This window comes from Paraglaciecola psychrophila 170, assembly GCF_000347635.1.
GTDB classification, from domain to species: domain Bacteria; phylum Pseudomonadota; class Gammaproteobacteria; order Enterobacterales; family Alteromonadaceae; genus Paraglaciecola; species Paraglaciecola psychrophila.
In genome coordinates, this window is sequence record NC_020514.1 from 4,946,128 (window position 1) to 4,969,210 (window position 23,083).

Here is a 23,083-nt window from a genome sequence, read left to right on the forward strand (position 1 = left end):
TAGTGGTATTAATATTCAATATACGCCAACGTATATGATGCTCATATCTTCAGGACAGCCATGAAATCACTCTACTCAATTGGTTTAATGTTATGTTTATTAAGTGCTCTTTGGCACTCAAAAAACATTGCATCAGAGCAAGTAGTGATATCACAACACAACTCCCATATAAATTTACTTAGTCAAATTGACTGGTTGATCAAAGAAAAAAGTATGCAGTTGTCAGACATTCAAAATTTACAAGATTGGCAAACTAGCTATATTCCCAATCAAGTAAGCCAAGATAAAAGCTTGTGGGGGAGGTTCAACATTGTGTTTGATTATCCAGAAGAGGAACAGTATTTTTTGACGGTTGGCAACCCTCAACTGGATTATGTAGATGTTTTTTTACTGGATGAAAAAGACCGTATCTTAGGTTCTTATTTAATGGGTGGTAATCGAGATTATTCTAAACGTCCTTTCAAACACAGATTATTTATTACCCCAATCAGTGCAGATCAACAAACGGTAACAGTTTTTTTAAGAGTTAACGACGATGGCCCATTGGTTTTCCCTGTAGACCTAGACAAGCAGTCATCATTGGTCGAAAGAGAACAATTACTGTTAGCAATCATTGGTTTTATTAGTGGTGGCCTTGCTTTACTGGCTTGTTATTTTTTGATTACTTATATCTTTATGCGCAGCCCCGTACGTTTTTGGTTTGCCCTTTCTAGTGCCGCATTTTTATTGTTGTTTTTAAATACTAAAGGCGTGTTGGGTCAAATCACCGGGATCACTGCCTACATATCTAATCTCAGCTGTGCATTGCTTGGATTGTTGTTATTAACGTCAGCAAAAGTTACTTTTGCAATATTAGAAAAAGTCCCAACAGTCTGGCGCTATGCTTTATATAGCTTTGGATTTATTACTCTGGGTATGGCTTTTTTCTCAAATAGCGCACAGCAAATCACGTTTTCAGCGCTAATGTCGGCTCTATCAGGATCACTTATCGGTATACTCGCATTTTTCTATCATAAACCCGATAAAAAAATAGCTAACTTGGTTTGTTTGTTGGGGCTAGCCTTTATCGCCATAAGTGGCTTTGTCCAGGTAACGTTATTTCTATCTGGCATGCCATTAACGCAAAAAGCCTCTTTGATTTTTACGGTGTTAATCATGATAGGCATTATGTTAATCGCACTCGCTATTGAAGCGCATGAGCGGGTATTAACATACCGTCACAACATACAACAACAGTTAGCAATTAAAGATTTACAACACTTTTACGACTTATTCAGAAATTCCGCTGAAGGCTTATATACTTCCAGTCTGGACGGTCGACTCATCACTGTTAATCCTGCCATGTGCAGCCTGTTTGGTTATGCAGACGAGACTGAGATGTTAAGGGAAGTAAGTAATGCCGATCAGTTTTATGCCAACCCTCAAGATCGCGCAATCATGCTGGGAGAGATACATAAGGGCGGTAAAGTCATTGGCAAAGAAATAAAAGGTGTGCGTAAAGATGGCAGTGAATTTTGGTTTTCAATCTCAGGGCAAATTAAGCAAGAACACGAGAAACAGTACCTGTTTGGTTCCATTTCAGATGTAACTGAGCGAAAGCAATCAAATATTAGTTTGGAATATTTGGCGACACACGATTCACTCACGGGGGTCTACAATAGACGTGAATTTGAACGTCAACTGCAAAATGGTTTACTTAAAGCGCAAAATCAAAACAGTGATTTAACATTACTTTACATGGACTTAGACCAATTTAAGGTAGTTAACGACACCTGCGGACACAAAGCGGGCGACTTGTTAATCAAACAACTATCACAAAAACTTGATGCGGTAGTGATGGAAAAAGGTATTTTGGCAAGACTCGGCGGTGATGAATTTGGTGTATTGCTTGAAGGCGATAATGCACAAATGGCTTACTTACTGGCCAACAAATTACTCAATGCAGTGCAAGAATTTCGTTTCATATGGGAAAATCGAATCTTCACTTTAGGTATCAGTATTGGCCAAGTGCCTTGGCAACCGAATATTTATTCGCCAGAGCAATTATTAAGCATGGCTGATTCAGCCTGTTATTTAGCCAAAGAGCGTGGCCGTAACCAAATACATACTTATTCAGCTGAAGATGAACACATGCAGCGCTATGAGTCTGAAATGTCTTGGGTGTCACATATTAATCATGCTCTGGAAAATGATAGCTTTGAGCTGTATTACCAGCATTATCAAGCGCTGAGTCGACGTGCAGAAGGACATCACTATGAAATATTACTTAGAATGCGCGATCAGGAAGGCAAGATTGTCTCTCCCAGCACTTTTTTACCCGCTGCGGAACGTTATAATCTCACTGCACAAATAGACCGTTGGGTAGTTGAGAATTACTTTCGCTGGTTGGCGGATAACCCCCAGCATAATGCTGAACTAAGTCGAGTAAGTATTAATTTAAGTGGTCATTCATTAGCAGATAAAGAGCTTAAACTATTTGTTTTGAATGCTTTTGAAAAGTACAAAGTCCCTTACAAAAAAGTATGTTTCGAAATTACTGAAAGCATGGCCATTTTAAAGATGGATGAAACCTTAGAGTTTATTAATACCTTCCACAAATTGGGCTGCTTATTTGCTCTAGATGATTTTGGTAGTGGATTTTCTTCTTATGGCTATTTAAAAAACCTGCCCGTTGATCAAGTCAAAATAGATGGTAGTTTTGTAAAAGACATACTGGTTGACCCTGTAGATATGGCTATGGTTAACTCAATTAAAGATGTGGCTAAAGCAATGGGAATGGAGACCGTGGCCGAGTTTGTTGAATCAACTGAAATAATGGTGGAGTTAGGTAAAATGGGTGTTGATTTTGCCCAAGGGTATGGCGTTGCTAAACCTCATGCACTGGCTGACTTTACTCAGCATAGATAAATGAAAGCTATTGTAAAAGATTGAATCATGCCCATATAGTGAAACATATTATAAATAACGCGCACACAAACACTAGTGTTTGTGTGCTAGTAAATGGGCAAATCGCCTGCAACTTCCCTTTAATTAAGTACGTTTTACAAAATATGAAGCCTAAATTAGACCAATATCAATATGTTAGTTCGGCCAAGTTACCCACTCACTGGGGTAAATTTTACATCCATGGTTTTATTGATAATAAGCTAGCGCAAGAACATGTCGCTCTTTCATACGGAGAATGGGACCCAGACGATGTGGTACTTATTCGTATTCATTCCGAGTGTTTGACCGGTGATGCATTGTTCAGTTCGCGCTGTGATTGTGGTGCTCAACTTGAAAAAGCGTTAGAAAATATTGTTCAGCAAGGCAAAGGAGTATTGTTGTATTTGCGTCAGGAAGGCAGGGGCATAGGTTTGCTCAACAAAATTCGTGCTTATCAATTACAAGATGAAGGTATGGATACTGTCGAAGCAAATGAGCACTTGGGCTTTGATGCTGATATTAGGGATTATGGTATTTGTAAATTGATGTTAGATAAATTGAATATTAAAAACGTCAACCTCATGACTAACAACCCTAAGAAAAGTTTAGCCCTAACTAATATGGGCATTAACGTGGCGCAACGCACTCCTATTGATCACGGAATAACCGATGATAATCGAAATTACATTCGTACTAAAACGGAAAAGTTAGGTCATCAGTTCGATAAACATCTTCTCAAATAATGCCCCGTCAGTGAATATTCAGCCATGGTTAAGGCTGACAGTCGTATAACTCAATCTACCGTCTTAAATGTTGCCTACACCTTTGGGTACACTGGATTTTCGATTACGGAAGGAAAGGGTTATGCGAAATCAAACCAAGTACCTATATATCTATTTATACGTTGTATGCTTATTAGTAGGCAATGTCCTGCAGCTTGCTCAAGCGCAAGAAAAAGTCAGTTCAGAAATATCTGAAGCTGCGATACTTGATCAAGCACAACTCGATCAAATGTTAGCGCCAATTGCCCTTTATCCTGACACTTTACTGTCACATATTTTAGTCGCATCAACCTACCCTTTAGAAGTGATCCAAGCCGCTCGTTGGCGCGCAGTTAATACAGACCTAGATGAGCAACAAGCTTTAAATGCAGTGGAAGATAAAGGCTGGGATCCTAGTGTCCAAGCCTTGGTGCCGTTTAATGACTTATTACAGAAGCTCAGTGAAGACTTGGACTGGTTACAATCTTTAGGTAGTGCGTTCTTAGTGAATGAACAGCAGATATTAACAAGTGTCCAAAATTTACGTCAAAAAGCCTATGAGCAAGGTAACTTGACTGCTAATGACTATGTCAATATACAACAAGAACAAGGTGAAATAGTCATAGAAACCGTGCGTAAAGAAGTAGTCTATGTACCCTACTATGATACGCGCGTTGTTTATGGAAATTGGTGGTGGCAAGACCATCAGCCATACTATTGGCACAGACCCAGTCACAGCATTTTTAATGCTGGTTTGTATTGGAGCACAGGGGTTTACATTCGCCCCAGTTTTTATTTTGGTGGCTTTCATTGGCGTAATCGTCATGTAGTCGCTAACTATCACTACCGCAGTCATTCAGACAGATACTGGTCAAATAATCACAATAATCGTCAAGTGGTTCGAGTTAAAGAATACCCTCGCTGGAACCATAACCAACAACATAGACGGGGTGCACAATATCGAGTTAACGGTCAACGTATTGTGCGTAACATTAGTGGTGGCAGTAAAAATAAAGTTTACCATCAGATTGATAAACAAAGAGTTTTGAACATTAACAGCTATTCGAATAAACAGAGTAAAAACACTGCTAAACGTTTCAAACAAGCCCTAAGTAAGCAACAGTCTGTTGATCATACAAAAACGCTTAGGTCGAATAAACAGTCGAGAAACAAACAACGGGGTTTAATTCAAAAACAAGCTCAAAAACAAAGTCAAAGTGGAAGCCAACAGAGGCAAAAGCAAAGCAATCATTATCGACCTAAAAAAACAGATAGGGCAGATACACCGAAAATGAACATCGGAAAATCACAAAGATCCCCATCGTTAGAAGTGCGAAACAACAAAGTAAGGCACTTTACAGCCGACCCTCAAAATAAAACCCGTACTTACATATCGAAAAACAACAGCAGTCCTAAAAGTAGTAACGATCGGGCTAGTTCACATAAGCAAAACAAGTCCAGACCAATAAAAGTTTCGCGTCAAAATAAGATTAAACAAAGATAACTCACTGTTGAAAACAATAATCTGCTCACGTTATTATTCTTAAAGTATAAAATAATAATGTGAGTTTTTTTGAGAATACAAATAGATGACTTAGCCCACCCCAAGGTAGCAGTGCTGTTGCAACAACATTTAGACGATATGTATGCCACCCCGCCAGCAGAAAGTGTACATGCATTGGATTTAGAAACGCTTCGTAAACCGGATATCACGTTCTGGACAGCTTGGCAGCAACAAGAGCTATTAGGCTGTGGAGCATTGAAAAGCCTAAGCACTCAACATGCTGAAATTAAATCCATGCGCACCGACCGAAAGTATTTACGTAAAGGGGTCGCCGCTCGGACACTTGAACACGATGCTGTAACGAATTTTGTGTAACTGCTTATCATAAATTACTCTATTGAGAGTTAAGGATAGGCAGATGCAAATGAACAGAAAAGAACTTGAAGCTTTCGCTAAAGAAGCGGCCAAAGGCATTAAAACCCCAGAAGACTTAAATGATTTCAGCCGAATGCTAAGAAAATAACCGTTGAGGCTACATTAAACGCTGAGATGGAAGAGCATTGAGGCTACCAGAAGCATGCTAAGTCAGTAGTAAAGAATAGTCGTAACGGCAGGACGTCTAAACGGATAAAAACGGAAGATGGTGAGTTCGACCTCGACACACCACGTTATCGTGATGGCTCTTTTGAGCCTAAATTGGTCAAAAAGAATCAGTCTCGATTTACGTCCATGGATGAAAAAATCCTTTGGCTATATGCGCAAGGCATGAGCACACGTGAAATCGTACAAGCCTTTGATGAATAGTTCGGGGCAGACATCTCACCCACGCTTATATCAAGAGTGACGAACGCCGTCATCGACAAAGTCGTTGAATGGCAATCACGACCGCTCGACCCCATTTATCCGATTATTTATCTCGATTGTCTTGTGGTGAAAATTCGCCAAAATAAGCGTGTTATCAATAAATCCATCTTCCTTGCGCTTGGTATTAATATCGAAGGCCACAAAAAGCTAATGGGCATGTGGGTAGCCGAGAACGAAGGCGCTAAGTCCTGGTTGAGTGTGCTGACGGAGCTGCAACATCGGGGTGTAGAAGACATCCTAATTGCCTGCGTAGATGGCCTCAAAGGCTTTCCTGACGCGATTAATGCAGTGTTTCCACAAACCAATGTGCAACTGTGTATCGTGCACATGGTGCGTAACTCACTTAAATACGTTTTTTGGAAAGACTACAAGGCTGTGACGACTGATTTAAAGCGTGTGTATCGTTCAAGTACAGAGGAAGAAGCCTTACTTGAACTAGAGCGTTTTAGCGACACCTGGGACGAGCAATATCCGCAGATTAGTAAGTCATGGCGAACACACTGGCAGAACTTAAATACTATCTTTAATTATCCTGCGGACATCCGAAAAGCGATATATACGACCAACGCCATTGAGTCTCTCAACAGCGTTATCTGCAAGGCACTTAAGAAACGAAAGATATTTCCAAGCGACGATCCAGCTAAGAAAATGGTGTACTTAGCCATCACCGAAGCATCAAAAAAATGGTCTATGCCAGTTCATAACTGGCGGCAGGCGATGGTTCGCTTTATTATCGAGTTCGGGGACCGCCTCGAGAAACATCTTAAATAATGGCAGTTACACAGAATCTGTTACAGGCTCAAATGTAGCGGAATATTAATTGAAATATGCAGTGCAAATGACTCAATAGATAAAAATGTACAACTAATCTCGGTGGCGTTACTTCAGTACTTGATCATACTACACCTCTGGAAACGGTTCATAAAAGCGGTGTAATAAAGCACTCCATTATTGATAACCCGCAGATTCTCGAAAGCTTATAGTGTGCTCCTCTAACGTTTGCCAATTGACCAACAAAAGGTAGCGACTTTCGGTTTCAATATTCTTTTTTAACTTATGGCTAGTGTCTGTTGAGTTTTCATATAGCCGGGCATAGATGAAATAATTTATTGCGGCTGTGAAAACACTTGTAGTGTTTCAGTAATAACATCCAACACTGCTGTTTCAAATATCATGCACTTAACTTCTTATGTCTTTTATTGAGCCTTGATAAATATCCAATACCGTAAAAGAGTAAATCGAAAAAGCTAGCGATTAAAAGCCCACTGATCAAGCCCCATATCAAAGCTTGTGGGTCAATGAGTATCATGTAACTGTAGTGTTCTAATGTTTGTTGAAAAACCTTGTTATCCGCAAAAAACAACACATGTGCTGTTCTCATTAAGGCAGATTGCTCAAGTGCTAATTTTTCTGATTTAAGATAAGTCACACGGTCTGAAATGAACAGAATACTAGTCGCGTCGTTTTTAAATACTGGATCGTCGCTACTTTTATAGTGGCTGATTAAGTTTTTAATATTACCTTTAAAATAAAGATCTGCGGTTTGTTGAAAACCCGCAAAAACATCTACAGCTTCGGTGAGTTGTGCATCAATTCTCTTGGCATACTGGTCTACTACAGCAGGGATTTGAATACCTATTAGCAAACCGCCACAAAATAGTATAATACGTAAATAGTCTGCACAGAACTTTATCATTTATATACTCATTAACGGTTAATCATACCTTTGACACATTGAATAGACTTGATGCAAAGTTGATGTGCTTCTATAGTAGGCATAAATTTTGGGTTGGGGATATGTGTTTGTTAAAATTAAGATTTAAAGTGTTTGCGATGTTTGTAATAACGTCTGACGGATTGTTACACGCAGAAGAACTGCAAATTGAAGCAAACAGCAGTGTGCAAAGTTGCCCACAAGACTTCCATACCCTACCCTTATATCCAAATGCCAAATTTTGCCAGTTGTTTAACGAAGAGTTGCCTGCAAGTATGTCTTATTTTGCGAGCAGCGATCAGCAAAGCGCCAAAGATTTTTACATCAGCCAACTAGGCCAAGCCGATGATGAAAAAATGCTTAAAGGCCGTATTGTGTTACAATATTCAAATGGACGGAAAGTAGTAGTCATATCTAAAGACGGCGAAGGTAGTCAGGTAGATATCCTTATAAAATCAGCTGGTTAAGTGCAATATAAAACGATTCTAGCGCCCAAAATTTAAAAATCTCCTCTTAATCCCGCCATTGGCACTTTCTTTGCTTACTCAGGAAAAGACTAACACCTAGTCAATTTTCTGACATTGGCTTTTGGAGATATTATGGAACTAGCAATTGTATTGATGATGTTACTGATCATCGTGGCTGTAGGCGCTATGAAATTATATGAACCGGGTTTGGCATTTCCTTTCAAAAAGAAAAGCAATTTATTCACACCCGTTGAGCGTACGTTTTTAGGACTTATCGAAGAAGCGGTAGGAAATGAATTTCGTATTTTATGCAGAGTTAAGATGAGCGACATATTAACTATCCATCAAAATACAGATAAAAAAACCAGCAAAAATGCGTTTTCCCGAGCAGCCAGCAAACATCTTGATTTTGTACTTTGCTCCAAGGCAGACATGTCGCCTATTATTGCTATTGATTTAGTTCATAACAGCGGCAAAGATGGTTATAAAAGCCAGCGTGACTTCTATGTAAGTGGGGCACTTGATGCCGCACATATACCTCATGTTAGGATAAAAGTACGCTCTGGCTACAAAGCACATGATATTAGAGAGTGTATCCAAGCTAAGTTACCAAAACCTAAGGTTAAGCAACTATCCGCGCCTACGCCTCAAAGTGGTGGAAAGTTAATGCCGGCGTTTGCCAGACAGTCCAAGCCCACGAGACCCATTCAAACTAATAAAACGGTAACCAGTCGCCCTGTCGCTGCGGCGTAATAACCAATGTATATTCCTTAAATATAAAAAGCCCCTAAGAGGTATCATCTAAGGGGCTTTTTATTAGCGTTTATTTATAAGCGCTTCAATAAAACCTAACCTGTAACGAATTTAACACCCATAGCGATATCGCTACGTAAGCCTTCTAACATGGCATTTTTGGCATTTTCTTCAAATTCACTCAACTCGCCGTAAGAAAGAATTTCTTCTACGCCGTTTTTACCTAACCGTACTGGATGGGCAAAGAATTCAGCATCATCACTATTGGTTTCAACATACGTGTATTCTACTACGTTTTCTCCGCGCATCGCATCTACCAAAGATAGGCAGAATCTTGCAGCAGCATGACCCATAGATAATGTAGCTGATCCGCCGCCCGCTTTTGCTTCAACAACTTCAGTGCCCGCATTTTGGATGCGAGTAGTCAAACTTGCTACTTCTTCATCCGTAAAGTCTACACCTTGAACTTGTGATAGAAGAGGCAAAATAGTGGTGCCAGAGTGACCGCCAATAACTGGAACATGCACATTAGCCGGGTTTAGTCCTTTTAAATTACCGACGAAAGTTTCTGAACGGATAACATCTAAAGTCGTCACACCAAACAATTTGTTTTTGTTGTAAACACCTTTAGCTTTTAACGCTTCAGCTGCAATAGCAACCGTTGTATTCACTGGGTTAGTAATGATACAAGTACACGCTTCTGGACAGTTGTCAGCAATAGCATCAACTAAATTTCTAACAATACCAGCATTGATATTAAACAAATCAGAGCGGTCCATACCTGGCTTACGAGGCACGCCCGCTGGGATTAGCACAATGTCACAACCGGTTAAGGCGTCAGCTAAATCATCTTTTCCATAACCTTGTACTTTAACATCAGTAGGGATGTGGCTTAAATCGACCGCTACGCCAGGAACCACTGGAGCAACATCATACAAAGATAGCTCAGAACCTGCTGGCAATTGAACTTTTAATAATAGTGATAACGCTTGGCCGATACCACCGGCTGCACCTAATACGGCTATTTTCATGACTCTCTCCTGTGAAAAGCTTTCTGCTTTGCAACTACCAAAGCTAACATGGGTTATAAATTATAAGATTTTAAGAACGCAGGATTATACTAGGGTCTTGCTCGATTTAATAGTTAGCTGTGTTTTATCATATACTCACCGTTATTGTTTGTGCAGGCAAATTGCTTAAACCTCTGCAATACGGCAAAATACAACTATTAACTCCAGCAACGAGTTCTCTATGGCCACCGCTAAACAAGACGCACTGATTAAAGCTTTTAAAGACATTCTTAAAACGGAAAGTTTTGGATCCCAGGGCGATATAGTCGAAGCGTTGAAGATGCAACAGTTCGATAATATCAGTCAATCCAAAGTATCCCGTATGTTAAGTAAATTTGGCGCGGTGCGAACTCGTAACGCCCGAGGAGATATGGTTTATTGTTTGCCACCTGAACTGGGAATGCCCACAGCAAAAAGCCCCCTAAAACAACTTGTGCTCGATATTGTGCACAACAATGTCATGGTAATTATTCGCACCAGCCCTGGCGCAGCTCAGTTGATTGCTCGTTTATTAGACTCTTTAGGCAAAAAAGACGGCGTATTGGGCACGATTGCAGGCGATGACACGATATTTATTGCACCTGCCGATGTAAGTACTATCGAAGATACTCGCAAACGAGTCGAAGCATTATTTGAAAACGTTTGAATATGTATAAAAAACACCTTGGTTTTGCGTTTAATATTATCGCATTGGGGCTATTTTTCCCCGGCATACTGCTGACTATGTTTTCTTTTAATATGGAAATGGCAGCCAACCTTAGCGGTTCAGCCCTTACCTCGTCTTTGATAGATAAAGAACTGTCAATTATGGCGACAATTAGCGAATTATGGGAAGATCAAAGATTATTGGTTGCTGCGCTGATATTTGCCTTTTCAGTGTGTATTCCACTTTTAAAAACCTTACTGCTTTGTTTTGCCTACTTTACTAAATCGCCGCAAATTGAAAAGAGACTCATCAACTTTGTGGGGGCCATAGGCAAATGGTCAATGGCAGACGTGTTTGTTATCGCGATCTTCTTAGCCATTATGTCTACCAACCATGCCGAAACGATTACGTCTGAGCAATTCAGCGTATTTGGTTTTAAGATTGCTTTAGATATCAGTACTCAAACATTATCTGCTGCTGGAGAAGGCTTTTATTACTTCACTGCATACTGTTTACTGTCTTTGATTGGTACTCAATTGACAAGTTCTGGGATTAAACATAAGCCTATGACTTAAACCAATATTCGCCGGGTGAAACAATTAATCGTATCGACCTGTCTAGTTATTTATTAGGGGCATGAACAACTTTGTAAATGATCTTAAATGACAGCTAACTTGTAGCTAATCACGTTGATAAAAAGAAAATAATCATGAATCAAAAACTATTGTTAGCTCTTATTACTGTTATGAGCCTTGTTCTTAATGCCTGCGGTGGCGGTAGTTCGCTGCCACCAATAGTGCCCAAAATACCTAAGATTACCGAACCAGGCTGGTTAACGGGACAATTTTCAGATGATTCAATTTACAAAGATCTCTGTGCCGTCCCAAGAATAGGCCCAGATAGTAATGGCGATACGTTCTCTGATGCTCAAGGCAGCAGCATGCATGAAAAGATGTGGCTTCGCTCTTGGACTAACGATACTTACCTTTGGTATAGCGAAGTGGATGATAACAATCCTTCACCTTTTACTGTTGCTGCTTATTTTAACCAGCTAAAAACCAATGAGCGCACTGCATCAGGAACGTTCAAAGATAACTTCCATTTTTCCCAATCGACCGAAGACTACAATCAACGCACACAAAGCGGTGTCACCTCTGGATATGGCATCAGTTGGGAATTTGTTAGTTCAAGTTCACCGAGGCGTTTGATAGTGCGTTATACCGAACCGAGTTCGCCAGCCGCCATCGCTTCTGTTAGCAGAGGTTACGAATTAAAGACCATTGATGGCATTGATTTTATTAATGCCACTTCTCAGGCTAACGTTGACCAAATTAATGCTGCGTTGTTCCCATCAGATGCGGGGCAGACCTTTAACTTTGTGTTTACCGATGAAGCTGAAAATGAGCTGTTAACTGTCAACTTAACCTCAGAAAACATTGAATTACAACCCGTACAAAACGTAAAAGTGATAGACACAGCCGTTGGCCGGATGGGCTATATGCAATTCAATTCATTTATCCGCGCAGGGCAACAGGGGTTAATTGATGGGTTTCAGCAGTTTGTTGACCAAGGTGTCACTGAACTGGTTATTGACCTACGTTATAATGGCGGCGGTTTGTTAGCGATGGCTTCGCAAGTTGCTTATATGGTAGCGGGCAGTGCGCAAACCAGTAATCAAACCTTTGAAACACTTCAATTCAATGATAAATACCCTAACGTAGACCCAGTAACAGGTAACACATTACGCCCAACCCCTTTCTACACTAGAGAAATTGATTGGACTACTAGTCAATTTATTAATGATAGCCCTTTGCCAACTGTTAATTTGACCCGTGTCTTCATACTGGCGACAGACAATACCTGCTCGGCTAGCGAAGCCGTTATTAATGGCCTACGAGGTATTGATGTAGAAGTGGTGTTAATTGGGAATACCACATGTGGTAAGCCCTACGGCTTTTACCCCACCGATAATTGTAGTATTACCTACTTCACTATTCAGTTTCAAGGCGTAAATGCCAAGGGATTTGGGGAATACTCGGAAGGATTTTTGCCCGTCACTAGCCCGGTATTCGACGACCAATTACCGGGTTGCACAGTTACTGATAATTTCACTCAAGTCTTGGGGAACAAAAATGAGTCACTTTTAGCAGCGGCTATTGGATATGCTGAAACAGGTGTTTGTACACTTCAAAATAAACCTGCAAATAAACCTAAAAATAAAAGTGTGAATGAAAACAGTTTGCATAAATCGGGGATTTCAATCAAGACCCCGAATACTATTCTTGATTCAATTAAGATATTTACCCCAATTACCGAGCCAACAGAATTGTGAGTAAGTACATACCCAAAAGTATATTGATTATGGCTCCTTTGCTGTTGAGCAGCTGCTCAGCAACACAACCTTTGGAGCCCATTCCGGCATTGCTCGTTCAGCCTACAGAAGATAATCGCATAGTTTTAGAACATGCCATAGGCGACTTGTTTAATAGCCAGCCAATAAAACTGGCTAATGGCGTATTTACACAACAAAGCAAGGTCGTAATAGAGCGGCGTCTTGCCAAAGACAACCGTGGCAATCTACTTGATGGGCGAGAAATTCGTGAGGCTGATAGCGTTTCATTACTCACTGAAGATGGTCAATGTTATATCCGCCATGACCAAACTGGAAATATCAAATTAGTTCACAGTATCAATTGCCTCGCCACACAAAATTAAACAGCGAACGTGACTAACAAGCAGTATCTCAAATCGGCTTGTTTCCAAGTGATATCAACGTCAAAAAGTTACCCGTAATCGTTACCATTACCGGCAACAGAGTCGCGTTTGAAAGTTTTAATATTATGCTTGGAGTTGTATTCGAATCGTTCGTCAAGGATTTTCAGATGCAGGTTATGTACTAGACTTTTATACCTGTGTGAGCAGGAATTTCTGCCCACAAAGACTGCATATATAACGAGTAAAAGTGCTAATGGCCGTTTTTAGAAACGTTGTATCGACCAGTTGATGGCAATGATGCCAATAATTATCGAACCCAATTTGAGCCCGTATTTCGGATACCACTGCTTACTACGACAGAAAAACAATACCGGTAACAGTGCTAGTAAAATCATTAATTGTCCTGCTTCAACACCGATATTAAACGCCAAAATAGATAACAGAGTATGTTGTTCACTTAAGCCCAGCTCGCCCAACACACTGGCAAAACCCATGCCGTGTAACAAACCAAATCCAAAGGTTATCAAACTAAGTCGCGTCACTAATGGCCACAAATTATTGAGTGCGGTGAGTACAATTGATAACGCAATACCAAATTCAACCCAACGACTAGAAGGAACAATCCAGCCAATTGCTGTAGCACTTAAGGTAATAGAGTGAGCAAGCGTAAAAGCAGTAATAACCCATGCGGTATCTTTGATCACTTGGCTATTATTTAGCTTGGGTATCCATTTTCCATTTTGATAGGTCAACACACTGGTAAGCACCAGCACAACCAAAAACAAAATGTGATCAGTACCGATAAAAATATGCACAATACCTTGATAGACATAACTGCTTAACACGCTAAACCAATCACTACTTTGCAAATCGATGTTCACTTGTTGCTGATCCACTGATATAACTTGACTGGCAATACCTGTTTTATCCGACCCAATGCCAGTCAGGTTAACGATAAGTTTATGCTCTGGGTCTTGGGAAAACACACCAGTGTATTTAATCACTAAGTCATCAATGTTCTGGCTTTTACAATCAGCAATCAAAGCAACAGACAAGTAACCTTCGTCAAAATGAGTATCTGCTCGCAAACCTTCTGGCATCGTTAAGACACAGCGCTGTTGATTAGCTTGAAAAGATAAATTGGCTTCAACAAACTGCAATATCTGGTCTTTTTGGCTGACCACTTCTTGCCATTGCAACTGACCATCGAGGTTATTATCAAGCTTAACCTGGCTATCTACGTCAAACCAACGTAATTGCAATTGACCTTGAATACCTTGTTCTTGATACGTAGACAAATCCAGATTTAAGTAGCCAGTGCTCATTTGGTGGGCTTGTATTGAACATGTGAAACTAGCCAGCAATAACAACCAACATAAACGGATTAACACATTAACTCTCCTTAACCTTCATCTGCTGTTTAAGCATCATTGCTTGCGCCTTTTTATGCAACGCATAATCTTCATGGGATAGACTTTGAGCCAAATTTTGTTGTGCCCAAAACAACGCTTGTTCTGGATTGGGTTCAATATAAATATAGAACCTCGATAAGTCGGCAGCATGGTAAGTATCATTGCGTTGCAACCTTAAAGTGACCCGGTTTTTAGCAGATAATTGCCACTTCTGTTGGGTACTATTATGATTCGAATCTCGATTAGATTGGACTTCAGCCATAGCCAAGCGCATTAGCAACGCATCATCTTGATACCCAACTTGTTGCACTATCTCACCCAACCTATCCAACACATTTTCATATTGACCTAAGTCGAGTTGCGTATCTGCCCATTGACTCATGTAGCTAATAGGTGTTTTTTCTAGGGGATAAATACTCATCCAAACAGCAGACTGTTGGGTTAAGTTTAATTGAGTGGCCATATCAGCAGCCAATTGCACTAACCATATGTTACTAGCTGCAATATTGTCAGAGTCATGATGAAGCCTTTTTACTATAGGTTGTAATTTTGCATAAGCCGTTTTGACCTGTTCAACACCTTTTGCAGTCTGCAGAGAGCACGCTAGAGCAATATCAACATTCGCCATTCCAATTAAACGCAAACAGGTTTGTTTAGCACTGTTATTTTCCCCCATTAGTAATAATACATTTGATTTCATCAACCATGCAGAAATAAAGGTTTCATCCAGTTCTAGCGCATTATCTAAGGCTTGTAATGCTGCGGCAAATTGATGTTGGTGCTCTAAGACACGGGCTTTGTAATACCAGTATTCTGGTTTATCTGCTTGGGTTTCTTCCAAGTTGTCTAACATCATGCTGGCCTGGCGCAAATGCAGGTTAGACGACCCCGCGTATTGCGACTGCTGCAAATGCCATTCGACATTTCGTAAACTGACTCGTGTATTATTCAATGATTGGCTGGAATCCCAGCTCGCCACAACTTGATTAACTGTTGGTCGATAAACCTCTGCCATACTGTTTAGACTAAACAATATAGCTAAAATAGGAACTAATAAATTAAGGATGATGCTATCGCGAAGTTGGATAAAATTTTGAATATAAATATGTGGCATGTCACCCTCACTGATTAAAAACGCCATCCATGGCCTAAACAAAAAACCTGTGTAACAGGTTTTTTGCTCTCTTCCTGAGCCTAAACCAACTATTGATTACTGAGCAATCAATAAATCATCATAGGCATTGGGGTTAATCACATCCTGAGTAAAGTCCCTGCCGTTTGTTGGCAAAGGAGTATCGGTCTCATTTTGTGCAAAGACTGCTCGACTATAACTTGAAAAGCTCACTATCTGTTTTTCGATCGTGATATTAACCGTTGCCGTATCAGACGCTGAAGCGTATTGGCTAGAAACGTCCGACACTGTAAAACTAAAACTATCGGTACCAGTGACGGTTGCATTTGGCTGATAAGTAAATGAACCATCAGTATCTATAGTTAAAGTCCCTCTTGTAGGTGCTTCTGCTATAGCGAAACTAAGCGAGTCTCCATCTGCATCCGTACCCGAGAGCATATCAACTATAGCTACATCAGCTTGAGTGATAAGGTCAATTGATACCGCTACAGGAGCAGTATTAACGGCAGCAGCATCGTCATCATAACTATCTCCACAGCCCATTAACATCGCACCAATAGATAAAGCCAGATAAGTATTTATTTTAGTGAAGTGCATATTCTTCTCCTTATTCAGAGCCAGCAAGAGGCAAAGCAAGATATGGGAAACGGCTCATCATCATTGTCGAATCAGAAGGAGCACCGTCAGTAAAGGGAACATTACCTACACTTGCATCTTCAGGTGTACATAATCCTAAATCAGTGTCAGTGCCTGCTACTGGGATGGGGTAACATAAACGCCCCATTACCACACGTAGTGCAATATCAACTACATCATCGCCGGGACGACGACCATTAGGAAACCCTGCTAAATCATCACCAGCTACACCAAAAGGTGATTGCTCTGCAGCAGCAGTAGCAGCAATAGCCGTATTTAAGCGCAGCATTTCAGATGGTGTAACAGTTGCTAATTGATTAACACCTTCAAATCCAGTTAAAAATGTAGTCACTAAATCCACTCTTGGGAAGTTAGTAGGAGCTAATGTTTCGATATCGGCACCTAACGTTGTGTTAACCGCATCTCTAAACAGAATATTTAATAACTCTGGAAGTGATGGATGAGTCACGTAATCAGCAAATTGTGTATCATCTTTAGGGTGTGCGCTAGAAAACGTATCTTTATCGGCTAAACCAATCACTAACTCGTTTACTAGTGGATTACCTAGACGTGAAACCTGCGTAAGGGCACCACCATTGACTTCGGTATTAGCAAAGCTGGCGTTAGGGTTGAGGATACGTGCCTGCGGCAAACTTGCCGTTGTCCACGCGCCAATCGACTTATTACCTTCACCGGTAGCACAAACTTTAGGTATTTCAACGGCAATAGACGTGACGTTTTTATCAGCTAAATCGTCGTTGCTACTGTCCTGCGTGATGCCACCAGGGAAACCATTACCATCACCTGCACCAGGGGCACTATCGCCTTCAACCGGCACGTAATTGACTAAGTCAAAGGTTTTACCTAAATTAACAACAAAGGCGTCTTTACGCTGGCCTACAAATACCTTACCCATACTGTCACATCCGGGAATAGCAAAATCATAAATAAAACTATCCGAGTATTCAGCGTAAGTAGCGCCGTTAGTAAAGGTTTTATTACCAATATAATCAAGAGGCTTACCGAAAGAAGTGGTGCCAGATGTGCTATTGGTTAATTGTGCACTGCTACCAGAAGATTGCGGGCCAGTGACTAGGCTTAAGCTATAGCTTTCGCTAAAATTAGCATTTGCTTGGTTAGCGGCGGTAATACCGCCAATATTCTTTAATGGTACTTTAACACTGCGTTGATTATCCGCAGGCCCAATCATAAGTGCCACCCCTTCGTTATTGTTTGGCAGCATCGACTCAAATCTAAATTGAAAGGTCATATCTTCTACCGCATCGCCATCACTATCGATATGAATGCTGTATACAGCAGCAGGATCCATAGCAAAGTAATTAGGACCGCCATAAGCGTCTTGCAGAGGAATATAATTAGCAATCATTGTGAGATATTCACCGCGTCCTTCTTCGTAACTATTGAAGGCATAAAAATCAGTAGAATCTAATGTAGGTAAACGAGTAAGGTTAGGCGCTTCTCTGTGGCTAGATGCCATGGCAGATTGGGCGATAATTACTGAACTAATTAGACTTAATGCAAATGTTTTAGTGGTACGTTTCATTGTTGTTCCTATTGTTATTAAACACTGTCAGAGGAACTAACGACCCAGTTGTTATATTGGATGCAGATAAATTGTTTTTTTATTAATAAAGATTAAATAAAGTTCATTTAGACAGTTTTGAGAGAAGTAAATAACAAAAAAAAGCCCTTCAGCTATTAAGTTGAAGGGCTTGAACCACATGATTGTTTAAATATCGAACCTGATCACAACATAACCAGCTCTGACACAAATAAGACCTCAGAAGGTGCACCAGTTGGTGATCCACCCAATGGTTCGATGCTGACTGCCAACGCAGCAATATCTAAAGAATCAAATTGGCTAACCTTAGCCAATGATGCATGTCCTGTTTGTGGTAATAGCCCTAAAGAGATAGGGGCATTTCCATTACTCGGAACCATCCATAATTGATAGTCGTTTAAGGTTTTAGCCTCAACGAGTTCAGTCGCCTTGATATCGATAGTTTGGGTAAACACCTCGATTAACCATAAGGGCTTATTCTCAGCATTTTGCACAACAGTGAGACGATCAGGCGAAAACACGATTGGAGCTTGTGGGTTTAACATTAATACAGCCAACAAAATCGAGGCAGCAGCAGCAAATAGAGTTGTCGAACGCCACCAATTAGCTCTTTTTTGTAACTTAACAACATTGGAAGCCGCTGTTTTCGGAGAGACTCCATCTAATCTTGCTACCACTTTTTCCCAGACAATAGGATCCGGTGATACTGGCTTTAACTGCTCGCCTAAACTATTGATATGGTTTTCCCATTGATGGGTAACCTGCTTTATTTCAGGGTAGCGCAGCTGTAATTTTTGAAAACGTATCCTTGCCTGTCCTCTTAATGTGCCGAGCACATACTCAGCAGCTAACGCATGTTGCAATTCTTGATTGAGATAATTCATAATCCTAGACACCTTTTAAGTGATTGCATACCTCGTCTAATTAGGCTTTTAGTAGTGCCTAATGGAGTTTCGATATGGTGTGTGACCTCTTGATGAGTTAAGCCACGAAAAAATGCTAAATGAATGGCTTGCTGTTGCTGTGTCTCAAGTTCTTTAAGACAGAAATCTAATTCTTTTTTTGTTCAGGTGATAGATCTTGTAACTCATCTGCAGCAGTGAACTCTTCACTTTCTAACTCTTCTTCACCACGCACTTTGTGATAACGGATCAAGTCAAAGGCACGATAACGGACGATACTGATCATCCAAGTCAACACAGTGCCTCTGCCAGGCGTATACTCTCCAGCGTTATGCCAGATTCGGATAAATGCCTCTTGCAAGGTATCTTCAGCACGGTCTTTTTTGCCTAATATTTTTAGGCTTACAGCATAGAGCTGCGAACTGGTAGCAGCATAAAGTTGCTCAAATGCTTGCCGGTCACCTGTTGCGATTTTACCGAGTAAATGCAAGTTCTCACTGTTATCCATTATATTACCTAAACTTATAATTTTTTATTGTGATGCATCCTAACAGTTAAACGATTTACTTTAGTAGTTGGATGCAAGTTAACGCAAAATGAAGGATAGAACACAAGGTTTAGCGACACATATTCTCTTTATTCTCATGATAATAAGTGTCTCGATATACATCAAAGTGATTATCAAAGGGTTCATGGAAGCAGATCAAAAGGTAAACGTACACTCAACAATCAAGTTGATGATGTGTAGTTGGAATTCAGAGTTATGTGTATTGAAAAATATGTCTTAATAGACGCTATTTTGAATGCCAGTAGGCTTTAACACATTATGTGTAGTGGCGGTTAATGCAGTAAGACACTGAATAATTGGTGTTTGATCAGTGAAGACGAATAAAAAATTAATAAATAAAAAGGCGCTAACCTTGCGGATAGCGCCTTTTCAATTTTTTTACTAAAACAATTAAGCTTTAGTAATAACGTCTACTAACGTCCAATTTTTGGACTTAGACAAAGGACGACATTCACGTAATGTTACTACGTCACCTTCGTTACATTGGTTAGTTTCGTCATGTGCGTGTAGCTTAGTAGTACGTTTGATGAATTTCCCATAAATTGGGTGCTTCACTTTGCGTTCTACTGCAACTGTTATGGATTTCTCCATTTTGTTGCTGACCACACGACCTTGTACTGTACGACTAGTTTGTTCAGTCATCTTACGCTCCTACTGGGGCTGCAGACTTTTCAGTCAGAATGGTTTTAACACGCGCGATACTGCGACGCACTTTACGAAGACCGTCAGTTTTTTCAAGCTGGCCTGTGCTCGCTTGCATACGCAAGTTGAATTGTTCGCGAAGCAAACTAAGAAGCTCTGCGTTCAATTCATCTACGCTTTTTTCTTTCAGTTCTGTGGCATTCATTACATCACCGTCCGAGTTACGAAAGTTGTTTTAAAGGGCAACTTAGATGCAGCCAATGCAAACGCTTCACGTGCTACTTCTTCTGGAACACCTTCCATTTCGTATAACACACGACCCGGTTGAATTTGGCATACCCAGTATTCGACGTTACCTTTACCTTTACCTTGACGCACTTCTAGAGGCTTCTCAGTAATTGGTTTGTCAGGGAAAACTCGTATCCAAATTTTACCTTGACGTTTAACGGCACGTGTCATAGCACGACGAGCTGCTTCGATTTGGCGCGCAGTCATTCGACCACGTCCTACGGATTTAAGTCCGTAAGTTCCGAAACTTACACTGTCACCCGTAGCCAAACCACGGTTGCGACCTTTGTGCATTTTACGAAACTTCATACGTTTAGGTTGTAACATATTTAGCCCTCACGCTTAGGAGCACGGCCTTTCTTCTTAGGTGCGGCAGCGGGCTGCTCGTGAGTAAGTGGCATGCCACCTAATACTTCACCTTTGAAGATCCATACTTTTACGCCAATGATACCGTAAGTTGTAGCAGCTTCTGACGTTGCGTAGTCGATGTCAGCACGGAAAGTGTGTAATGGAACACGACCTTCACGATACCACTCGGCACGCGCAATTTCAGCTCCGCCTAGACGGCCGCTTACTTGAACTTTGATACCTTTAGCACCAATTCGCATTGCATTTTGCACTGCACGTTTCATAGCACGACGAAACATAACCCGACGTTCTAATTGACTAGCAATACTATCTGCAACAAGTTGTCCGTCTAATTCTGGCTTGCGTACTTCAGCAATGTTGATCTGAGCTGGCACACCGGCTAACTTAGATACATGCTTACGTAGCTTCTCAACGTCTTCACCTTTTTTACCGATAACAACACCAGGGCGAGCAGTGTGAATAGTCACACGAATGCTTTTAGCTGGACGTTCGATAACGATTTTAGAAAGTGAAGCAGTTTTAAGTGCCTTAGTCAGATACTGACGTACCTGATGATCATTAAACAGGTTATCTGCATAATCTGCAGTATTAGCGTACCAGGTAGATGTCCATGGTTTGCTGATACCCAGGCGTATACCTGTAGGATGTACCTTCTGTCCCATTACTTTCTCCTAGTTATCAGACACAACAACAGTGATGTGACTGCTACGCTTCAATATACGATCAGCACGGCCTTTGGCTCTAGGCTTGATACGCTTCATAGTTGGACCTTCGTCAACAAAGATTTTAGATACTGACAATTCGTCGATATCTGCACCTTCGTTATGTTCGGCGTTCGCAATCGCTGACTCTAATACTTTCTTGACTAGATCGGCACCTTTTTTAGGGCTGTAAGACAGCACCTCAAGGGCCTTTTCAACGTGTAAACCACGAATTTGATCTGCTACCAAGCGAGCCTTTTGAGCAGAGGTACGAGCATGACGATGTTTAGCAAAAGCTTCCATAATCTAATTCCTATCTCTTGGCTTTCTTATCCGCGACATGGCCACGGTAAGTACGCGTTGGAGCAAATTCGCCCAATTTATGGCCAACCATCTCGTCACTGACAAATACAGGGACGTGTTGACGACCGTTATGGACCGCAATGGTCAACCCAATCATATCTGGGATGATCATAGAGCGGCGAGACCAAGTCTTAATTGGTTTTTTCTCGCCCTTCTCCACTGCAGCCTCGACCTTCTTCAGCAAGTGTAGGTCAATGAATGGACCCTTCTTGAGAGAACGTGGCATGGTGAATCCTCGCTGTTACTTATTACGACGACGTACGATTAATTTATCAGTACGCTTGTTACTACGTGTTTTCTTGCCCTTAGTTGGAACGCCCCAAGGTGAAACAGGATGACGGCCACCAGAGGTACGACCTTCACCACCACCATGTGGGTGATCAACAGGGTTCATGGCAACACCACGTACAGTTGGGCGGATACCGCGCCATCTGTTCGCACCGGCTTTACCAAGTGAACGTAGCATATGTTCTGCATTACCGATTTCGCCAATAGTGGCACGGCAATCTGCTAATACTCTGCGAACTTCACCTGAACGTAGACGAAGAGTTACATAACCCTCGGCACGCGCTAAGATCTGTGCATAAGTACCTGCAGAACGAGCAATTTGGGCACCCTTACCAGGCTTCATTTCAATAGCATGTACCGTAGTACCTACTGGAATGTTACGCATTGGTAATGTGTTACCTGCTTTAATCGACGCATCAGAACCTGACTGGATTGAATCGCCTGCTTTAGCACCTTTAGGAGCCAAAATATAACGACGCTCACCATCTGCATATAACACCAAACAGATGTTAGCAGAACGGTTTGGATCATATTCTAAACGTTCAATTTTGGCTGGAATGCCATCTTTGTTACGTTTAAAATCGATAACACGGTAATGATGCTTGTGACCGCCACCAATATGACGCACAGTAATGCGACCATTGTTGTTACGACCACCGGACTTGCTGTTTTTTCAAGCAAAGGAGCATAAGGTGCACCTTTATGTAGGTCATGGTTAACAACCTGAACTACATGACGACGACCAGGAGAAGTCGGCTTAGCTTTCAATAATGGCATATCT

The 23,083-nt window shown here is 41.0% G+C and carries 23 protein-coding genes and 3 pseudogenes; 11 read left to right on the forward strand and 15 right to left on the reverse strand.

Translation table 11 applies throughout. The features are described 5' to 3' along the window. The first annotated feature begins 60 nt into the window (after positions 1 to 60). The 5 genes and pseudogenes from C427_RS21725 to C427_RS21745 all read left to right on the forward strand — a co-directional run bounded on the left by C427_RS21725 (position 61) and on the right by C427_RS21745 (position 6,825). Complete coding sequence (locus tag C427_RS21725) at positions 61 to 2,907, forward strand: EAL domain-containing protein (RefSeq protein WP_007641517.1); 2,847 nt, start codon at positions 61 to 63, stop codon at positions 2,905 to 2,907. A gap of 143 nt (positions 2,908 to 3,050) precedes the next feature. Then, positions 3,051 to 3,668 (forward strand): GTP cyclohydrolase II, encoded by a 618-nt coding sequence (gene ribA / locus C427_RS21730; RefSeq protein WP_007641519.1) that lies wholly within the window; start codon positions 3,051 to 3,053, stop codon positions 3,666 to 3,668. A 121-nt stretch (positions 3,669 to 3,789) separates the two neighbouring features. After that, positions 3,790 to 5,190 (forward strand): DUF3300 domain-containing protein, encoded by a 1,401-nt coding sequence (locus C427_RS21735; RefSeq protein WP_007641520.1) that lies wholly within the window; start codon positions 3,790 to 3,792, stop codon positions 5,188 to 5,190. Between the two features lie 69 nt (positions 5,191 to 5,259). Next, entirely contained in the window at positions 5,260 to 5,565 is a 306-nt protein-coding gene (locus C427_RS21740) for a GNAT family N-acetyltransferase (protein WP_015431337.1), read from the forward strand. A 49-nt stretch (positions 5,566 to 5,614) separates the two neighbouring features. Continuing rightward, a pseudogene (locus C427_RS21745) lies at positions 5,615 to 6,825 on the forward strand (IS256 family transposase). 400 nt (positions 6,826 to 7,225) lie between these two features. On the opposite strand, the gene C427_RS21750 reads toward C427_RS21745, so the two are convergent. Further along, on the reverse strand, positions 7,226 to 7,750 hold the full coding sequence (locus C427_RS21750) for a DUF2937 family protein (RefSeq protein ID WP_007638069.1): 525 nt from the start codon (positions 7,748 to 7,750) through the stop codon (positions 7,226 to 7,228). Between the two features lie 101 nt (positions 7,751 to 7,851). Between C427_RS21750 and C427_RS21755 the strand changes: the two genes are divergently transcribed. Continuing rightward, positions 7,852 to 8,235 (forward strand): hypothetical protein, encoded by a 384-nt coding sequence (locus C427_RS21755; protein WP_409371887.1) that lies wholly within the window; start codon positions 7,852 to 7,854, stop codon positions 8,233 to 8,235. Positions 8,236 to 8,367: 132 nt separating this feature from the next. Beyond that, the gene (locus C427_RS21760) at positions 8,368 to 8,988 is read left to right on the forward strand and encodes a DUF2726 domain-containing protein (protein ID WP_007638067.1); all 621 of its coding nucleotides are present in this window, start codon (positions 8,368 to 8,370) and stop codon (positions 8,986 to 8,988) included. 95 nt (positions 8,989 to 9,083) lie between these two features. Here the strand turns inward: C427_RS21760 and mdh are convergent, their stop codons facing one another. After that, a complete protein-coding gene (gene mdh, locus C427_RS21765; protein ID WP_007638066.1) occupies positions 9,084 to 10,019 on the reverse strand; it encodes a malate dehydrogenase in 936 nt (311 codons plus the stop codon). 220 nt (positions 10,020 to 10,239) lie between these two features. On the opposite strand from mdh, the gene argR reads away from it, so the two are divergent. From argR to C427_RS21785, 4 genes are all read left to right on the forward strand, one after another. Further along, positions 10,240 to 10,704: a transcriptional regulator ArgR gene (gene argR, locus C427_RS21770; protein WP_007638064.1), complete on the forward strand. Its 465-nt coding sequence runs from the start codon at positions 10,240 to 10,242 to the stop codon at positions 10,702 to 10,704. A gap of 2 nt (positions 10,705 to 10,706) precedes the next feature. After that, positions 10,707 to 11,279 (forward strand): paraquat-inducible protein A, encoded by a 573-nt coding sequence (locus C427_RS21775; protein WP_007638063.1) that lies wholly within the window; start codon positions 10,707 to 10,709, stop codon positions 11,277 to 11,279. A gap of 134 nt (positions 11,280 to 11,413) precedes the next feature. Beyond that, complete coding sequence (locus tag C427_RS21780; RefSeq protein ID WP_007638062.1) at positions 11,414 to 13,036, forward strand: S41 family peptidase; 1,623 nt, start codon at positions 11,414 to 11,416, stop codon at positions 13,034 to 13,036. Continuing rightward, a complete protein-coding gene (locus C427_RS21785) occupies positions 13,033 to 13,419 on the forward strand; it encodes a hypothetical protein (protein WP_226991147.1) in 387 nt (128 codons plus the stop codon). Before C427_RS21780 ends, C427_RS21785 begins: the two co-directional genes overlap by 4 nt. A gap of 263 nt (positions 13,420 to 13,682) precedes the next feature. On the opposite strand, the gene C427_RS21790 is transcribed toward C427_RS21785, so the two are convergent. From C427_RS21790 to rplB, 13 genes and pseudogenes are all read right to left on the reverse strand, one after another. Continuing rightward, on the reverse strand, positions 13,683 to 14,810 hold the full coding sequence (locus tag C427_RS21790) for a HupE/UreJ family protein (protein WP_007638059.1): 1,128 nt from the start codon (positions 14,808 to 14,810) through the stop codon (positions 13,683 to 13,685). Between the two features lies 1 nt (position 14,811). Beyond that, entirely contained in the window at positions 14,812 to 15,972 is a 1,161-nt protein-coding gene (locus tag C427_RS21795) for a tetratricopeptide repeat protein (RefSeq protein WP_007638058.1), read from the reverse strand. A gap of 69 nt (positions 15,973 to 16,041) precedes the next feature. Further along, a complete protein-coding gene (locus C427_RS21800) occupies positions 16,042 to 16,560 on the reverse strand; it encodes an Ig-like domain-containing protein (protein ID WP_007638056.1) in 519 nt (172 codons plus the stop codon). A gap of 10 nt (positions 16,561 to 16,570) precedes the next feature. Further along, positions 16,571 to 18,097 carry a DUF4331 domain-containing protein gene (locus C427_RS21805; RefSeq protein WP_407636120.1) on the reverse strand — a complete coding sequence of 509 codons (1,527 nt, stop codon included), beginning with the start codon at positions 18,095 to 18,097 and terminating at the stop codon, positions 16,571 to 16,573. 269 nt (positions 18,098 to 18,366) lie between these two features. Then, the gene (locus tag C427_RS21810) at positions 18,367 to 19,065 is read right to left on the reverse strand and encodes an anti-sigma factor (RefSeq protein ID WP_007638054.1); all 699 of its coding nucleotides are present in this window, start codon (positions 19,063 to 19,065) and stop codon (positions 18,367 to 18,369) included. Next, positions 19,062 to 19,591: pseudogene (locus C427_RS21815) on the reverse strand (sigma-70 family RNA polymerase sigma factor). Before C427_RS21815 ends, C427_RS21810 begins: the two are co-directional and overlap by 4 nt. A 450-nt stretch (positions 19,592 to 20,041) precedes the next feature. After that, positions 20,042 to 20,293: a 30S ribosomal protein S17 gene (gene rpsQ, locus C427_RS21820; RefSeq protein WP_007638052.1), complete on the reverse strand. Its 252-nt coding sequence runs from the start codon at positions 20,291 to 20,293 to the stop codon at positions 20,042 to 20,044. Between the two features lies 1 nt (position 20,294). Then, complete coding sequence (gene rpmC, locus C427_RS21825) at positions 20,295 to 20,498, reverse strand: 50S ribosomal protein L29 (protein WP_007638051.1); 204 nt, start codon at positions 20,496 to 20,498, stop codon at positions 20,295 to 20,297. Continuing rightward, on the reverse strand, positions 20,498 to 20,908 hold the full coding sequence (rplP, locus tag C427_RS21830) for a 50S ribosomal protein L16 (protein WP_034899351.1): 411 nt from the start codon (positions 20,906 to 20,908) through the stop codon (positions 20,498 to 20,500). Before rplP ends, rpmC begins: the two co-directional genes overlap by 1 nt. Before the next feature lie 2 nt (positions 20,909 to 20,910). Continuing rightward, entirely contained in the window at positions 20,911 to 21,612 is a 702-nt protein-coding gene (gene rpsC / locus C427_RS21835) for a 30S ribosomal protein S3 (RefSeq protein WP_007638049.1), read from the reverse strand. A 9-nt stretch (positions 21,613 to 21,621) separates the two neighbouring features. Beyond that, complete coding sequence (gene rplV, locus C427_RS21840) at positions 21,622 to 21,954, reverse strand: 50S ribosomal protein L22 (protein ID WP_007638048.1); 333 nt, start codon at positions 21,952 to 21,954, stop codon at positions 21,622 to 21,624. A 10-nt stretch (positions 21,955 to 21,964) separates the two neighbouring features. Further along, entirely contained in the window at positions 21,965 to 22,240 is a 276-nt protein-coding gene (gene rpsS / locus C427_RS21845; protein WP_014107406.1) for a 30S ribosomal protein S19, read from the reverse strand. Between the two features lie 15 nt (positions 22,241 to 22,255). Beyond that, positions 22,256 to 23,079 (reverse strand): annotated as a pseudogene (gene rplB / locus C427_RS21850) (50S ribosomal protein L2). Between the last annotated feature and the right edge of the window lie 4 nt (positions 23,080 to 23,083).

Bases quoted from the DNA above. Each gene is read 5' to 3' on its own strand.
- mdh (WP_007638066.1), bottom strand. From the start codon at position 10,019: ATGAAAATAGCCGTATTAGGTGCAGCCGGTGGTATCGGCCAAGCGTTA.
- rpsS (WP_014107406.1), bottom strand. From the start codon at position 22,240: ATGCCACGTTCTCTCAAGAAGGGTCCATTCATTGACCTACACTTGCTG.
- ribA (WP_007641519.1), top strand. From the start codon at position 3,051: ATGAAGCCTAAATTAGACCAATATCAATATGTTAGTTCGGCCAAGTTA.
- C427_RS21735 (WP_007641520.1), top strand. From the start codon at position 3,790: ATGCGAAATCAAACCAAGTACCTATATATCTATTTATACGTTGTATGC.
- C427_RS21800 (WP_007638056.1), bottom strand. From the start codon at position 16,560: ATGCACTTCACTAAAATAAATACTTATCTGGCTTTATCTATTGGTGCG.
- C427_RS21725 (WP_007641517.1), top strand. From the start codon at position 61: ATGAAATCACTCTACTCAATTGGTTTAATGTTATGTTTATTAAGTGCT.
- argR (WP_007638064.1), top strand. From the start codon at position 10,240: ATGGCCACCGCTAAACAAGACGCACTGATTAAAGCTTTTAAAGACATT.
- C427_RS21755 (WP_409371887.1), top strand. From the start codon at position 7,852: ATGTGTTTGTTAAAATTAAGATTTAAAGTGTTTGCGATGTTTGTAATA.
- C427_RS21760 (WP_007638067.1), top strand. From the start codon at position 8,368: ATGGAACTAGCAATTGTATTGATGATGTTACTGATCATCGTGGCTGTA.
- C427_RS21775 (WP_007638063.1), top strand. From the start codon at position 10,707: ATGTATAAAAAACACCTTGGTTTTGCGTTTAATATTATCGCATTGGGG.
- rpsC (WP_007638049.1), bottom strand. From the start codon at position 21,612: ATGGGACAGAAGGTACATCCTACAGGTATACGCCTGGGTATCAGCAAA.
- C427_RS21810 (WP_007638054.1), bottom strand. From the start codon at position 19,065: ATGAATTATCTCAATCAAGAATTGCAACATGCGTTAGCTGCTGAGTAT.
- C427_RS21795 (WP_007638058.1), bottom strand. From the start codon at position 15,972: ATGGCGTTTTTAATCAGTGAGGGTGACATGCCACATATTTATATTCAA.
- rplP (WP_034899351.1), bottom strand. From the start codon at position 20,908: ATGTTACAACCTAAACGTATGAAGTTTCGTAAAATGCACAAAGGTCGC.
- rpmC (WP_007638051.1), bottom strand. From the start codon at position 20,498: ATGAATGCCACAGAACTGAAAGAAAAAAGCGTAGATGAATTGAACGCA.
- C427_RS21805 (WP_407636120.1), bottom strand. From the start codon at position 18,097: ATGGCATCTAGCCACAGAGAAGCGCCTAACCTTACTCGTTTACCTACA.
- rpsQ (WP_007638052.1), bottom strand. From the start codon at position 20,293: ATGACTGAACAAACTAGTCGTACAGTACAAGGTCGTGTGGTCAGCAAC.
- C427_RS21780 (WP_007638062.1), top strand. From the start codon at position 11,414: ATGAATCAAAAACTATTGTTAGCTCTTATTACTGTTATGAGCCTTGTT.
- rplV (WP_007638048.1), bottom strand. From the start codon at position 21,954: ATGGAAGCTTTTGCTAAACATCGTCATGCTCGTACCTCTGCTCAAAAG.
- C427_RS21750 (WP_007638069.1), bottom strand. From the start codon at position 7,750: ATGATAAAGTTCTGTGCAGACTATTTACGTATTATACTATTTTGTGGC.